The organism is Pseudomonas sp. OG7 (assembly GCF_014192825.1).
GTDB classification, from domain to species: domain Bacteria; phylum Pseudomonadota; class Gammaproteobacteria; order Pseudomonadales; family Pseudomonadaceae; genus Aquipseudomonas; species Aquipseudomonas monteilii.
On the sequence record NZ_JACHYK010000003.1, the window covers coordinates 267,089 to 282,318 of the forward strand.

11 protein-coding genes are annotated in these 15,230 nt (G+C 62.6%); 6 read left to right on the top strand and 5 right to left on the bottom strand.

Annotated elements, in window-relative coordinates:
• The first annotated feature begins 2 nt into the window (after nucleotides 1-2).
• The 3 genes from FHW75_RS09380 to FHW75_RS09390 are packed head-to-tail and all read left to right on the top strand — an operon-like array spanning nucleotide 3 to nucleotide 2,721.
• Entirely contained in the window at nucleotides 3-917 is a 915-nt protein-coding gene (locus tag FHW75_RS09380) for a glycine betaine ABC transporter substrate-binding protein (protein ID WP_016713181.1), read from the top strand.
• Nucleotides 914-1,567, top strand: a complete 654-nt coding sequence (locus tag FHW75_RS09385; protein ID WP_027609536.1) for an ABC transporter permease — start codon at nucleotides 914-916, stop codon at nucleotides 1,565-1,567. Before FHW75_RS09380 ends, FHW75_RS09385 begins: the two co-directional genes overlap by 4 nt.
• Nucleotides 1,564-2,721: a betaine/proline/choline family ABC transporter ATP-binding protein gene (locus tag FHW75_RS09390; protein ID WP_019098675.1), complete on the top strand. Its 1,158-nt coding sequence runs from the start codon at nucleotides 1,564-1,566 to the stop codon at nucleotides 2,719-2,721. Before FHW75_RS09385 ends, FHW75_RS09390 begins: the two co-directional genes overlap by 4 nt.
• A 35-nt stretch (nucleotides 2,722-2,756) precedes the next feature.
• Here FHW75_RS09390 and FHW75_RS09395 read toward each other — a convergent pair whose 3' ends face one another.
• The 3 genes from FHW75_RS09395 to FHW75_RS09405 form a co-directional block, all read right to left on the bottom strand.
• Nucleotides 2,757-5,186 carry a TonB-dependent receptor gene (locus FHW75_RS09395; RefSeq protein WP_027609535.1) on the bottom strand — a complete coding sequence of 810 codons (2,430 nt, stop codon included), beginning with the start codon at nucleotides 5,184-5,186 and terminating at the stop codon, nucleotides 2,757-2,759.
• Nucleotides 5,187-5,293: 107 nt separating this feature from the next.
• The gene (locus tag FHW75_RS09400; RefSeq protein ID WP_016713185.1) at nucleotides 5,294-6,256 is read right to left on the bottom strand and encodes a FecR family protein; all 963 of its coding nucleotides are present in this window, start codon (nucleotides 6,254-6,256) and stop codon (nucleotides 5,294-5,296) included.
• Between the two features lie 20 nt (nucleotides 6,257-6,276).
• Nucleotides 6,277-6,762 carry a sigma-70 family RNA polymerase sigma factor gene (locus FHW75_RS09405; RefSeq protein ID WP_019098673.1) on the bottom strand — a complete coding sequence of 162 codons (486 nt, stop codon included), beginning with the start codon at nucleotides 6,760-6,762 and terminating at the stop codon, nucleotides 6,277-6,279.
• A 507-nt stretch (nucleotides 6,763-7,269) separates the two neighbouring features.
• On the opposite strand from FHW75_RS09405, the gene FHW75_RS09410 reads away from it, so the two are divergent.
• Nucleotides 7,270-8,433, top strand: a complete 1,164-nt coding sequence (locus tag FHW75_RS09410; protein WP_016713187.1) for a type III PLP-dependent enzyme — start codon at nucleotides 7,270-7,272, stop codon at nucleotides 8,431-8,433.
• A gap of 69 nt (nucleotides 8,434-8,502) precedes the next feature.
• On the opposite strand, the gene FHW75_RS09415 is transcribed toward FHW75_RS09410, so the two are convergent.
• Together FHW75_RS09415 and FHW75_RS09420 are read right to left on the bottom strand one after the other, a co-directional pair.
• A complete protein-coding gene (locus FHW75_RS09415) occupies nucleotides 8,503-9,270 on the bottom strand; it encodes a tetratricopeptide repeat protein (protein WP_016713188.1) in 768 nt (255 codons plus the stop codon).
• A gap of 3 nt (nucleotides 9,271-9,273) precedes the next feature.
• Nucleotides 9,274-9,954, bottom strand: a complete 681-nt coding sequence (locus tag FHW75_RS09420) for a Fe2+-dependent dioxygenase (RefSeq protein WP_025753806.1) — start codon at nucleotides 9,952-9,954, stop codon at nucleotides 9,274-9,276.
• Nucleotides 9,955-10,176: 222 nt separating this feature from the next.
• On the opposite strand from FHW75_RS09420, the gene FHW75_RS09425 reads away from it, so the two are divergent.
• Entirely contained in the window at nucleotides 10,177-12,468 is a 2,292-nt protein-coding gene (locus FHW75_RS09425; protein ID WP_019098671.1) for a TonB-dependent siderophore receptor, read from the top strand.
• Nucleotides 12,469-12,570: 102 nt separating this feature from the next.
• A complete protein-coding gene (locus tag FHW75_RS09430) occupies nucleotides 12,571-15,126 on the top strand; it encodes a sulfite reductase flavoprotein subunit alpha (RefSeq protein WP_025753808.1) in 2,556 nt (851 codons plus the stop codon).
• Nucleotides 15,127-15,230: the final 104 nt, after the last annotated feature.

The following is a 15,230-nucleotide window of genomic DNA, read 5'->3' on the forward strand; positions in this document are numbered from 1 at the left end:
GTATGAAGAAAAGAATCGCCTTGCTGCTGGGCGCGGCCCTGCTGTTCGCAGGATTTGCCCAAGCAGCTGAAAAACCGCTGGTGCGCATCGGCGCGCGGGTATTCACCGAACAGACCGTGCTCGCCGAAATCACCGCGCAATACCTGCGTGCCAATGGCTTCGACGTGCGTGTCACCACCGGCCTTGGCAGCAACATCGCACGCCAGGCCCAGGAGACCGGCCAGCTCGACCTGATGTGGGAATACACGGGCGTGTCGCTGGTGTCGTATAACCACATCGACGAGCGCATGCCCAACGCCGAAGCCACTTTCGCCAGGGTAAAGGCACTGGATGCCAAGAAGGACCTGATCTGGCTGACCCCGTCGAAGTTCAGCAACACCTACGCACTGGGCCTGCCCCGCCAAGTGGCCGAAGCCTACCCGCAGGTGAACACCATCAGCGACCTCAGCCAGGTGCTGCATGACGAAAGCCAGCGCACCCACCTGGTGGCGCTGGACACCGAGTTCGCCAACCGCCCCGACGGCCTGGTCGGCCTGCGCGAGATGTACGGCCTGCCGCTGGACCGTCGCAACATCCGCCAGATGGACGGCGGCCTCGTCTACACGGCCATGCGCAACAACCAGGTGTTCGCTGGCTTGGTGTATACCACCGATGGCCGCCTGAACGCCTTCGACCTCAAGCTGCTGAAAGACGACAAACACTACTTCCCGGACTACACCGCCGCCCCGGTGGTGCGCAAGGCGGTGCTCGACGCCAACCCGCAACTGGCCGGCCTGCTCAAGCCGCTGGCCGAGCAGCTGGATGACGAAACCATGCGCCAGCTCAACGCCAAGGTCGACGTCGAGCACCAGAACCCGACCGCCGTCGCCGCCGCCTTCCTGCGTGAACACCCACTGAACAGCGAGGGCCAGCCATGAACCTGATCGATACCTTCAGCCACCTGGACTGGGCCCAGGTGCTGCAACTGACCTGGCAGCACATCATGCTGGTGGGCGTAGCAGTAGGCCTGGCGATCCTCGTCGGGGTGCCGCTGGGCATTCTGATGACGCGCTTCCCGGCCCTCGCTGGCCCATTGCAGGCCAGCGCCACGGTGCTGCTCACCATCCCCTCCATTGCCCTGTTCGGCCTTCTGCTGCCGTTCTACTCCAAATTTGGCCAAGGCCTTGGACCACTCCCGGCGATCACTGCCGTGTTCCTCTATTCGCTGCTGCCAATCATGCGCAACACCTACCTGGCCCTGACCAACGTCGAGCCCGGCATCCGTGAAGCCGCACGCGGCATCGGCATGACCTTCGGCCAGCGCCTGCGCATGGTCGAGCTGCCCATCGCAGTGCCGGTGATCCTCGCCGGTGTGCGCACCGCCGTGGTCATGAACATCGGCGTCATGACCATCGCCGCCACCATCGGCGCCGGCGGCCTGGGTGTGCTCATCCTCACCTCCATCAGCCGCAGCGACATGTCGATGCTGCTGGTCGGCGCCGTGCTGGTCAGCCTGCTGGCGATCATTGCCGACCTGCTCCTGCAAACCCTGCAACGTGCCCTGACTCCAGAAGGACTGCGCTCATGATCGAACTGAAGAACCTCAGCAAAACCTTCAACGTCAACGGCAAGGACGTGAAAGCCGTCGACGCGGTAAACCTCACCGTCAACGAAGGGGAAATCTGCGTGTTCCTCGGCCCCTCGGGCTGCGGCAAAAGCACCACGCTGAAAATGATCAACCGCCTGATCACCCCCACCTCCGGCCAGGTGTTCATCAACGGCGAAGACACCAGCGGCCTGGACGAAGTGACCCTGCGCCGCCGCATCGGCTACGTGATCCAGCAGATCGGCCTGTTCCCCAACATGACCATCGAGGAGAACATCACCGTGGTCCCGCGCCTGCTCGGCTGGGACAAGCAAAAATGCCACGAGCGTGCGCGCGAGCTGATGCACATGATCAAGCTGGAGCCCAAGCAGTACCTGCAGCGCTACCCGCGTGAACTGTCCGGTGGCCAGCAACAGCGCATCGGCGTGATCCGCGCGCTGGCAGCCGAGGCCCCGGTGCTGCTTATGGACGAACCCTTCGGCGCGGTCGACCCGATCAACCGCGAGATGATCCAGAACGAGTTCTTCGAGATGCAGCGGGCGCTGAACAAGACGGTGATCATGGTCAGCCACGACATCGACGAAGCCATCAAGCTGGGCGACAAGATCGCCATTTTCCGCGCCGGCAAGCTGCTGCAGCTGGACCACCCGGACACCCTGCTGGCGCATCCGGTGGATGACTTCGTGAGCAACTTCGTAGGCCAGGACAGCACGCTGAAACGCTTGCTGCTGGTGCGTGCCGAGGATGCCGCAGACAACGCGCCGTCGGTGAGCCCGGAGACGCCGGTGAGCGATGCGCTGGAGCTGCTGGACGAGCACGACCGCCGCTACGTAGTGGTGACCGATGCACAGAACAAGGCGCTGGGTTATGTGCGCCGACGCGACATGCACCGCCAGCAAGGCACGTGCGGGGACTTCCTGCGCCAGTTCAATGCCACGGCGTCGCATGATGAGCATTTGCGCATCCTGCTGTCGCGGATGTACGAATTTAATAGGGCGTGGTTGCCGGTGCTGGATGCCGAGCAGGTGTTCTTGGGCGAGGTGACGCAGGAGTCGATTGCGGCTTATCTGAGTTCGGGTAGGTCGCGGGGGGCGAAGACCAGTATCGTTTCGCCGGCTGAGGCGGTGGCTTCGTAATCGCCGGGGGCGCGTTGCGCCCCGGCAATTTCAGATCAGAACCCTACACTGGCCTGCACATAGAAGGTGCGCGGCTCACCCACATAAATGCCGGCATTGTTGTCGCTGGAACGGGTGAAGTACTGCTTGTCGAACAGGTTCTTCACCCCCACCGCCAGCTTCAGATTGGACATCTCTGGCCCGAACTCATACCCGCCACGGGCATGCCAGGTCACATAACCCGGAATATCGCCATACTGCCCATCGGCACTCGGCTCGGTGATGTAGTCACCATTGAAGCTGCCGTCGGCGTTGATCCCGGTGCCCGGCGCACGCTGCTTGGATTGGGCGTAGGCATCCAGGTTCCAGGTCCAGCGGTTGACCTCGTAACGCACGCCGGCAGTGGCCACCTGGCGTGAGTAGAACGGCAGGTCACGGCCCTTGAAGCCGGGAATCTCGCCTTCATAGGTGGCGCGGGTGTAGGTGTAGCCGCCGTTCACCGACAGGCCTTCGAAGCGCGGGTCCAGCCCGGCCAGGTCATAACGAACCGACGCTTCGATACCCTGGTGCTTGGTGGCGCCCAGGTTGGTCCAACCCACATCGTTGCTGATGTACTGCAACTCGTCATCGAAGTCGATGTAGAACGCCGTCAGCTCACCGGCGAAACCACCATTGTCATACCGCGTACCGATCTCGTAGGTCTTGGCCTTTTCCGGCTCCAGGCCATTGGCCGTGCTGTTGCCGGTGCCGCCCTGGCCCAGCTGGAAGTACTGCAGGCTGCCGAACGAGGTCTCGTAGTTGGCGAACACCTTCCAGGCATCGGAGATGTGGTACATCACGCTCAACGCTGGCAGCGGCTCGTTGCTGGTGATGCTGCGTTTCTTCTCCGCTACCGGGCGGTTGTTGGCGTCCAGCACCGGGCGGTCGCGCCAGTCGGTGTTGATGTGCTCGAAGCGGATGCCCGGGGTGATGGTCCAGTTACCCACATCGATCTTGTCGTCGATGTAGTAGGCGCTGGCCTCGGTACCACCGCTACGGTCCTGGAACACATGGCCGTCGGAGGTCGGGGTCACGGTGGGCACGTTGTCGATCAGCGCCAGGCGCGTCGACTGCTCACGCATCGCTTCCTTCAGGTAGCGGTAACCCACACTGACTTCCTGCGTGGTCGGGCCGGCAAAGAAGATACGCGACACACGCGGCTCGATGGCGAAGGTGTGGTAGTTGCGCGGGTACGACGACAGGGTCTTCATGTCACGCGAAGCGATGGCACTGCCACGGAAGCTGTCGGTGTAATAAGTCAGCACTTCGAACTGGGTGGCATCGTCGAGCTGGCGTTGCCACTTGAACGATACGTCCTTGCGCCGACCGGCGAAGTAGTCGTAATCGCGCAGCGACTGGTACGGGTTGCTGTCGTACTGGGCCTGGGTCAGGCCACCGGGCATGTCGGCGCGGCCATCGTAGTAGTGGAAGTTGAGCCAGAACTCGTCGACATCGGTCGGCGCCCAGTGGGTCTTGAGGATAACGTCGTCGATGTCGTTGCCGTTGTTGCTTTCACGGTAACCGTTGCCGTTGACGCCGGTATACAGCAGTGCCACCCCCATGCCGTTGTCTGCCGTGCCGCCGACGAAGGCCGACTCGGTGTGCTTCCAGCCGCCGTGCTGGGAGGTTTCCAGGGTGGTGGACAGCTCTGCCGAGGCCTTTTCCGGAATTGCCCGGGTGACGAAGTTGATCACCCCTCCCACGTTCTGCGGGCCATAACGCACCGAGCCTGCGCCACGTACCACGTCGATGCTGTCGAGGTTGCCCGAGGAAATCGGCGCCATCGACAGCTGAGGCTGGCCATACGGCGCGAACGCGGCCGGGATGCCGTCGATCAACACGGTGGAGCGCGGCGACAGGCGCGAGGTCAGGCCGCGCACGCCCACGTTCAGCGACAGATCGCTGCCGCCAGTGCCGTTGGAATCCTGCACCTGCACACCCGGGATGCCACGCAGCACATCGCGAACGTTCATGGCGCCCTTTTCCACCATCGCCTCGCGGCGCACCACGGTGCGGGCGCCGGGGTGGTTCTGCACCACGCTCTGCTGCGCATCGCCCAGCCAGTCACCGACTACCTTGATGTCGGTGGGCGCCAGCTCCAGGCTGCCACTGCCCAGGTCAAGGGTAGTCGGCAGCGGCTTTACCACAACGGTGTCCTGGGACACCTCGAAGGTCAGCCCGCTGCCTTGCAGCAACTCTTGCAGCGCTTGCACCGGCGCCAGGTTGCCAGACACCGCCGGGGCCTGCTTGCCAGCCACCAACTCGGGGCTGAAGAACAGTTGCAGGTTGGTCTGCTGGCCAAGCTGGCTCAGCGCCGATCCCAGCGGCTGGGCCTGGATCTGGATGGTGTTGCCGGCCTCTGCAGCCTGGCTGTTGACGGCCACGGCACTGACCGCCAGGGCCAGCGCCAGGGCGGGCAAACGTGGGAAAGGTTTGTTGTTGTTCACGTCGTCGAAACATCCTGAATGCGGAATAAACGCCAACTGCGTGCAAATGGAAATGCTTGGCAGTTGCAGCTGGCGAGGAAGACGAACGAGTGGAAAAAAACCTGAATCTATTTCGCAATTATTTCGCGAGAGCCGTCTTCATGGGCCTTGATGGCCACCGGCAGGATGCTCGGCAAGGCCCGCAGCAGCGCGTCGGTGTCGTCGGTGCTGAAAGTGCTGGAAAGGCGCATCTGGGCGACTTTGCCCGGGGCAACCCGCAACGGTTGGCTGCGGTAGCGCGAGGCTTCAGCCACTACCTCGGCCAAGGTCGCGTTATCGAACACCAGCTTGCCCTGGCGCCAGGCGGTCACAGCGGCAGCATTGACTGCGTAAGGTGCGGTGACCGCGCCTTGAGCGTCTATTTGCGAACCCTGCCCGGCCGTAAGCTGCGCAAGTGACGCTCCCTTGCCCTGCACACGCACCGAACCCTGCTCCACCGCTACCCGCGTGCTGGCCGGGTCCAGGCGAACGTCAAAGCGGGTACCGGTTACCGTCACACGGCCCTGGGCGGTGTCGACCACGAACGGCCTGGCGCTGTCGTGGGCGACGCTGAACATCACCTCCCCGGCGCTCAGGCGGATATGCCGCTGTCCGGCGCTGAAATCGACCTGCACCTGTGTGTTGCCATTAAGTTCCAGGTGCGTGCCATCCGGCAACTCAACCTGGCGGCGCTCGTTAAAGGCAGTCTGCAGGCTGTCCTGATGGTTCAGTTGCTGGTAGTGCCAGCCGGCCCAGCCCAGCCCCAACGCCAACACCGCAACACTGGCGGCCAAGGCCTGACGCACAAAGCGCCGACGAGGCAGCTGCTGCACCGGTTCCGGCTGGCACAGCGCTTCAAGGCGCTGGCGTGGAATGAAGCTGGCGGCCTGCCAAACGCGACTGAGGTGTTCGTACTCTTCCCGGTGGCGCTCGTCGCTCGCCAACCAGGCACGCAACTGTTTCTGCAGCCCGGCATCCCGAGGCGCATCCTGCTCGCGGGCGAACCATGCGGCCGCCTGCTCGCGGACGGTATCGGTACCGTGCTGTTTCATCGAAAAGGTCTCCTGACGCTTCATGCCGACACATCCACATGTTCACGCAAGTGCCGGAGCGTGCGGATCATATACTTTTCGACCATGTTCTTGCTCAACCCCATGCGCTCGGCGATTTCGGCTTGGGTAAGGCCTTCGAGCTTCTGCCAGATGAACACCTGCCGGCAGTTGAGCGGCAGCTCGGCCAGTGCCCGCTCGACGCTGTCGGCCAGCTCCAGGGCTTGCACGTAGGCCTCCGGGTCGCCACTGCCGCTACCGCCATCGTCGAAAGCTTCCAGTTCCAGGGCCTGGCGGCGGTCTTCGCGGCGCAAGCCATCCACGACAATGTTGCGTGCGGTCTGGTGCAAGTAGGCACGCGGCTGCTCAACCTGTTCGCGCGGGTTCTCCAGTACCCGGACAAAGGCATCGTGGGTGAGGTCCTCGGCCTGCTGACGACTGCGCAGTTTGCGCGTCCAGGTGCCGATCAGCTCATGGTAATGGTCGAGGAAGCCTTTGTGTCCGGACACGGTCGGGGGTCATCAGGAAGGCAGACAAGGGTGCGAATAGTAATGTTTCTCATCAAAACCAGCAAATCCGCCAGTCGGTAACAAAAAATTTATGAGCCATTTCCTGTACGTGGGTACCAGGAAAATGTGGCCATAAATATGAACACCCCTGGCCCTTTCGCGGGTAAACCCGCTCCCACAGGAATGGCGAAAACCCTGTAGGAGCGGGTTTACCGGCGAAGGCCCCAATGCGGTCTATTCCACAATTTTTTACGCTTGAAACATCGTGGGGAACATCAGCCGGTCACATGGGTCGTCTATTCAAATGGCTGGTCGTCGATCCACGCCGATCACGCCCGGATTACCTGTTGATTCTGCATTCTTCACGCCCTAAAGTGCGCGCCGAACGTCCATGCTGGAAACGATCCATCCGGCTCAAGTACTGAGTAGGCGAACCAAAGTGGGGATACGGAGGACGTTCAGTTTGCAGCCACTTATTCTTTCAGTTTGCCCATGGAGTCCCTGAGCATGTCGATCCAGGTCGAAGACTATTTCGCGCGTGACACCTTCCAGAAAATGAAGGCGTTCGCCGACAAGCAGGAAACCCCGTTCGTACTCATCGATACCCAGATGATCAGCCAGGCCTATGACGACCTGCGCGCCGGTTTCGAATTCGCCAAGGTGTACTACGCGGTCAAGGCCAACCCGGCCGTCGAAATCATCGACCTGCTCAAAGAGAAAGGTTCGAGCTTCGACATCGCCTCGATCTACGAGCTGGACAAAGTGCTGGGCCGTGGCGTCAGCGCCGACCGTATCAGCTACGGCAACACCATCAAGAAGTCCAAGGACATCCGCTACTTCTACGAGAAGGGCGTGCGCCTGTACGCCACCGACTCGGAAGCCGACCTGCGCAACATCGCCAAGGCCGCACCGGGCTCGAAAGTGTACGTGCGTATCCTGACTGAAGGCTCGACCACGGCTGACTGGCCGCTGTCCCGCAAGTTCGGCTGCCAGACCGACATGGCCATGGACCTGCTGATCCTCGCCCGCGACCTGGGCCTGGTGCCTTACGGCATCTCCTTCCACGTGGGCTCGCAGCAGCGCGACATCAGCGTGTGGGATGCTGCCATTGCCAAGGTCAAGGTGATCTTCGAGCGCCTGAAGGAAGAAGATGGCATCGAGCTCAAGCTGATCAACATGGGTGGCGGCTTCCCGGCCAACTACATCACCCGTACCAACAGCCTGGAAACCTACGCTGAAGAAATCATCCGCTTCCTGAAGGAAGACTTCGGTGACGAGCTGCCGGAAATCATCCTGGAGCCAGGCCGTTCGCTGATTGCCAACGCCGGTATCCTGGTCAGCGAAGTGGTGCTGGTGGCGCGCAAGTCGCGTACCGCAGTCGAGCGCTGGATCTACACCGATGTGGGCAAGTTCTCCGGCCTGATCGAAACCATGGACGAAGCCATCAAGTTCCCGATCTGGACCGAGAAGAAAGGCGAAGCCGAAGAAGTGGTCATCGCCGGCCCGACCTGCGACAGCGCCGACATCATGTACGAAAACTACAAGTACGGCCTGCCGCTGAACCTGGCCATCGGTGACCGCCTGTACTGGCTGTCGACCGGCGCCTACACCACCAGCTACAGCGCGGTGGAATTCAACGGCTTCCCGCCGCTGAAGGCTTACTACCTGTAATGCAGAACGGGGCCGCAAGGCCCCGTTTTTGTTTGCGTGCCCCCAAGGCCGCTCCTACACCTGACCGCGTCAACCGGTCGGATTGGAACGGTCTTCGCGCCGTTCGATCTCCTCGGCATACCGCCCCGCAAAGGCCATCAACACCGGCCCAGCGCCCTGCAAGGTCACCAACGCAGCGCGCAGGAAATTCATGTTCCCCTCAACCCGCGCCCGCTCCAACCACTGCCCGGCCTCCGCCATCTGCCCGCGCTCTACCAGTACCAGCGCCAGGCTGAACATCCCTCGAAAATCCCCAGCCTCAGCCGAACGCCGATACCAGCGCACCGCTCGCGCCGGGCTTGGCGCCGTTGCAATGCCCTGCTCCAGGTAACGCCCGTACAGGTTCATCGACTTGGCATGCCCCATCTGCGCAGCCTTCTCGTAGCACATCAGTGCCTGCGCCTGATTGGCCGGCACCCCGCGACCAGTGGCCAGCAGGTTGCCCAGATTGTAAAGGCCCCAATCCAAACCGGCATCAGCCGCGCGCGCATAGTGGATGGCCGCCTGCGTCAGGCTCGGCTCGCCGCCCCAACCATGCTCCAGGCAACGCCCGAGCATGTTGTGCGCCATGGCACTGCCGCCCTGTGCGGCGATGCCAAACCAACGCCGGGCCACGGTGGCATCCTCCTGGATTCCACGGCCATCCAGCAGGATCTGCCCCAACAGCAACTGCGCCTCGACCGCGCCCTGCCCCGCTGCCGCCAGAATCGCCTGAGCGGCCTTGCCGGGGCTTTCCTCCAGCATGGCCTGCAAACCGGCCACATCCACCACTTCCTCACGTCGCAACTGGTAGGACACGGCTCATACCTCAGCCCAGCGGCGCAGCAGGTTGTGGTACGTGCCGGTCAGTTGCAGCAGCGACGGATGGTCCGGCACATCGGCAGTCAATTGCTGGATAGCGTTATCCATCTCGAACAACAGCGTCCGCTGGCTGTCCTCACGCACCAGGCTCTGGGTCCAGAAAAATGCGGCGTAACGCTGGCCACGGGTTACCGGGTTTACCTTGTGCAGGCTGGTGCCGGGGTACAGCACCAGGTCACCGGCGGCCAACTTGACCTGCTGCACGCCGTAAGTGTCCTGAATCACCAACTCGCCACCGTCGTAGCTGTCCGGGTCGCTGAGGAACAGCGTGGAAGACAGGTCGGTACGCACCCGCTCCGGGCTGCCCTTGGGCTGGCGCAGGGCGTTGTCGATGTGAAAACCGAAGTTGCCGCCTTCGCGGTAGCAGTTGATCAGCGGCGGGAACACCTTGTGTGGCAAGGCCGCCGACATGAAGCGCGGGGTTTTCCACAGCCGGTCGATCAGCGCGCTGCCAATCTCCTTGGCCAGCGGGTGCCCTTCCGGCAACTGCAGGTTGTGCTTGGCCTTGGCCGACTGGTAGCCAGCCGTAGCCTTGCCATCAGCCCAGTCGGCCTGCTCCAGCGCCTCGCGAATACGGGCCAGCTCATCAGCGTCGAACAGGCCTGGGATGTGAAGCAGCATGGCAGCAGCACCGTTAGGAAGTGTAAAGGCGCCAATGATATTGATTCCCTTTTGCGCTGCACAAGCCCCATTCGCCGCTTAAGACGTTTCAGCTGGATGAAACCGTAAAGGCAAATTGTAAAGATTGTAAATTCTTCACGAATGGTAACGACTCTCAATTGTGAGTCACAATTGCTTACATTAAGATCCGCCGCCTCAACACCTTGGGGAAGGTCCTTAGCAATGCGCCAGTCCGTACCATCTGCTGTGAGTTCGCCACGCCTGATCGTGTCTGCCATCGGTGTCGCCCTTAGCGCCACGTCGGTCTACGCCGCCGACCCGGCCGCCACCAGCGCTATCACCCTCGACGCCACCAGCGTCAATGGCAAGGCTGAACAAGCCAGCACCGATTACAAGGTTGAAAAGGCCTCCTCGCAGAAGTACACCGCGCCGCTGTTAGACACCCCGCGCTCGGTTACCGTGATCCCGCAGCAAGTGATCAAGGACACCAATGCCTTGACCCTGCAGGACGCACTGCGCACTGTGCCGGGCATTACCTTCGGTGCTGGCGAAGGCGGCAACCCGCAAGGCGACCGCCCGTTCATTCGTGGCTTCGATGCCCAGGGTGATACCTACCTGGACGGCGTGCGAGACACTGGCGCGCAAACCCGCGAAATTTTCGCCATCGAGTCGGTGGAAGTGGCCAAGGGCCCTAACTCGGCCATCGGTGGCCGTGGCGCTGCCGGCGGCACCATCAACCTGGTGAGCAAGCGCGCGCACCTTGGCAACTCGCTCGACGGCGCCTGGACTTGGGGCAGCGACCAGACCCAGCGCTACACCTTCGATGGCAACTACCAGTTCAGCGATACCGTTGCCGGCCGCCTGAACCTGATGACCCACGAAAGCAACGTCGCCGGCCGCGACAAGGTCAACTACGACCGCTGGGGTATCGCCCCGTCGCTGGCCTTCGGCCTGGGCACGCCAACCCGCGTCAACCTTGACTACTACCACCTGGAAAGCGACGATCTGCCGGATTCGGGCATCCCATACACCATCCCGACCAACGGCAGCGCCGGGCGCACCTCGGCGCACCCGAGCAAACCGAATGACGGCGGCGACAGCGATAACTTCTACGGCCTGACCGGTCGCGACTTCCGCAAGACCCGCGTGGACATCGCCACCTTCGCCATCGAGCACGACCTGACCGACGCGCTGACCATCAAGAACACCCTGCGTCACGGCAACAGCATGCAGGACTACATCCTGACCCAGCCTGACGACAGCAAGGGCAACGTCAACAACGGCAGCGTGTGGCGTCGTGCCAACACCCGGGTGGGTAATACCGCCACCACCACCAACCAGACCGACCTGTTCGGCGAGTTCTACGTCGGTGGTTTGAAAAACAGCTTCTCCACCGGTATCGAGCTGAGCCGTGAAGAAAGCGAGCGCTCCAGCTACACCGTTGACACCGACACCGTCCCAGGCGGCAGCGCCAATACCAACTGCACACCGGGCATGATCGGCTCCACCAGCGGGTACAACTGCACCTCGCTGAGCAACCCGAACCCGGATGATCCGTGGAACGGCACCATCTCGCGCAACTACGCTGGCACCACCACCAACAGCAAGACCCGCGCGATCTATGTATTCGACACCCTGGAGCTGACCCCCGAGTGGCTGGTCAACATGGGCCTGCGATACGACCACTTCGACACCGACTACAAAACCTACAACGCCGCTGGCACCACCACTGCCAAAGGCAACGACGTCAGCGAGTTCGTGACCGGCCAACTGGGTCTGGTGTGGAAGCCGGCCGAAAACGGCAGCATCTACGTGTCCTACGCCACCTCCGCAACGCCACCAGGCGCCATGCTCGGCGAAGGTACCGAAGGCAACCCGCTGGGTGGCACACCTGACCGCAACGGGAATCTGCTGGCCAGCGATATGGAGCCGGAAGAAACCACCAACTACGAGATCGGCACCAAGTGGAACCTGCTTGACGAGCGCCTGTCTCTGGCTGCGGCGCTGTTCCGCACCGAGAAAGAAAACGCCCGGGTACAGGTCAACACCAACACCTACGAGAACGTCGGTGAAACCCGCGTGCAAGGTATTGAACTGTCTGCCAGCGGCAAGCTGACCGATAAATGGCAGGTGTTCGCCGGCTACACCTACATGCAGGCACGCCAGATCGACGGCGGCCCGCTGGGCAAGGCCAACGACGGCAACCAACTGCCGAACACGCCAAACAACAGCGCCAGCTTGTGGACCACTTACGCGATCACGCCGAAGCTGACCATCGGTGGCGGTGCGTTCTACGTGGATGACGTGTACGGCAGCGTAGCCAACACCACCATGGTCGACAGCTACGTTCGCTACGACGCCATGGCGGCCTACAAGCTGACCAAGAACGTCGACCTGCAGCTGAACGTGCAGAACCTGACGAACGAGGTGTACTACGACAAGGCCTTCTCCACCCACTTCGCCAACCAGGCGGCCGGGCGGACTGCACTGTTGACCACCAGCGTTCACTTCTAACGCAGCAACCCAAAGCCCCGTTCATACCAGTGAGCGGGGCTTTTGCGTATCAAGGCATAATGCACGCCGCGCAGGTAGCGGCAGCAACACAAGGTGAGAGACGTGGTGAAGAAGACGCTGTTCCAATTGCACTGGTTCTTTGGCATCACCGCTGGCCTGGTGCTGGCCTTGATGGGCATCACCGGGGCCTTGTATTCGTTCCAGGAAGAACTGCTGCGCGCATTCAATGCCGATGTGCTCAAGGTAGAGGTGCGCGCCGAAGGCGTGCTGCCGCCAGCCGAGCTGGTCCAGCGAGTCGAGGCCCAGCAACACGACAAGGTGTCGATGCTGTGGGTCGACGTGCGTGAAGGCAACGCCGCACGGATCTTCTTCATGCCGCCACCCGGCGAACGCCGTGGCGAGCTGCGCTATGCCGACCCCTACACCGGCGAACTCAAGGGCAAAGTGGCCGGGCAAGGCTTCTTCAACCTCATGCTCAACCTGCACCGCTTCCTGGCCATGGGCGACACCGGCCGGCAGATTACCGGTGCCTGCACCCTGATGCTGGTGTTCTTCTGCCTCTCCGGCCTGTACCTGCGCTGGCCGCGCAAGGCACTGGACTGGCGCACCTGGCTGACCTTCGACTGGGCCAAGAAAGGTCGAGCCTTCAACTGGGACCTGCACGCCGTGGCCGGTACCTGGTGCCTGCTGTTCTATCTGCTGTTCGCCCTTACCGGGCTGTTCTGGTCCTATGAATGGTACCGCGAAGGCCTGAACAAGCTGCTGGCCGACAAGCCGGCCGCGGGCCAGCAACAAAAACGCGGCGAAGGCCGTGGCCGCCACGGGCCGCAGAAAGTCGACAAGAACGCCCCGCCGCTGGTGGTCGACTATGACGCGATCTGGGCCAACCTCAAAAACGCTGCCGGCCCAGGCCTGGCCATGTATAACCTGCGCCTGCCGCCGGTGGGTGGCCAGCCTGCCAACCTGTTCTACTTGCTGGACAACGCCGATCACCCGCGCGCGTTCAACACCTTGGTGCTGGACCCGGCCACCGGCCAGGTGAAAAACCACGACCGCTACACCGACAAGTCCTTCAAGGCCCAGCTACTGCAAAGCGTCTACGCCCTGCACGTTGGCGAATACTTCGGCCTGCCGGGCCGCATCATCGTCACTATCGCCAGCCTGACCATGCCGCTGTTCTTCGTCACCGGCTGGCTGCTGTACCTCGACCGCCGCCGCAAGAAGCGCCAGGTGCGCGAAGCCCGTGGCAGCGTTGCCAGCAACAATGGCAGCGGCGAAAGCTGGCTGATCAGTTTTGCCAGCCAAAGCGGCTTTGCCGAGCAACTGGCCTGGCAGAGCGCCGGGCAGCTGCAAGCAGCGGGCATGCCGGTACAGGTGCGCGCCCTGGCCGAACTGGGTGAAAACGACCTTCGACAAGCCCGCCGCGCGCTGTTCGTGGTCAGCACCTTCGGCGACGGCGAAGCCCCCGACAGCGCCCGCGCCTTCGAGCGCAAGGTACTTGGCCAACCTTGGGCGCTGAACAACCTCAGCTACGCTGTACTCGCCCTCGGCGACCGCCAGTATCCGCACTTCTGCGGCTTCGCCCGCCGCTTGCAGGCATGGCTGGGTGAGCGCGGTGCCAGCAGCGCGTTCAGCCCGGTGGAAGTGGACAATGCCGACCAGGCAGCGCTGCAGCAGTGGCAGCAAGAACTGGCGCAGCTGACCGGCGCCCAGCCGGTGGCCGCCTGGCAGCCGCCGAGCTTTGCCAATTGGTCACTGGTGCGCCGCGAACTGTTGAACCCTGGCAGCCAGGGCCAGCCGGTGTACCTGCTTGGCTTGCAACCGGAAGCGCCTGCCAGCTGGGAGGCCGGCGACCTGGTGGAGATCCTGCCGCTCAATGGCCAGCCCCGTGTCGACGCCTTCCTCAATGGCCTGGCGCTGGACGCCAGCGCCAAGGTGCAGGTGAATGGCCTGAGCGAAACCCTGGCCCAGGCGCTCGCTGGCCGCCAGTTGCCGGCACGTCGTGATCACTTGATCGGCTTGCAGCCGCAGGCATTGATCGACGCACTGGTGCCGATCGGCAGCCGCGAATACTCCATCGCCTCGATCGCCAGCGATGGCGTGCTGGAGCTGATCGTGCGCCAGGAACGCCACGCCGATGGCCATCTGGGCCTGGGCTCGGGCTGGCTGACCGAGTACCTGCCGCTGAACGGCACCTTGAGCCTGCGCCTGCGGCGTAACAGCGGCTTCCACCTGCCGGAAAGTGCCGCACCGATGATTCTGATCGGTAACGGCACCGGCCTGGCCGGCCTGCGTAGCCTGATCCGGGCGCGGGTGAATGCTGGCGAGCAGCGTAACTGGCTGCTGTTCGGCGAGCGTAACCGGGCGCATGACCTGCTATGTGGCGATGAGCTGCAAGGCTGGCTGGACAGCAGCGACCTGGCACGGCTGGACCTGGCGTTTTCACGCGATCAGGCTGAGAAGGTGTATGTGCAGGATGTGTTGCTGCAGCAGGCTGATGAGTTCAAGCGCTGGGTCGCTGAGGGCGCCTGTGTGTATGTCTGCGGCAGTCTGCGAGGCATGGCTGCTGGCGTGGATGCAGCGCTCAACGGCATGCTTGGGGAGGCCGCTGTGCAGCAATTGATCGAAGATGGACGGTATCGCCGGGATGTGTATTGATCGAAAATTAATGTAACCAGCGCCGGCCTCTTCGCGGGCAAGCCCGCTCCCACAGGGTCCTCACAGATTTCGAATACTGTGCAGTACCTGTGGGAGCTGGCTTG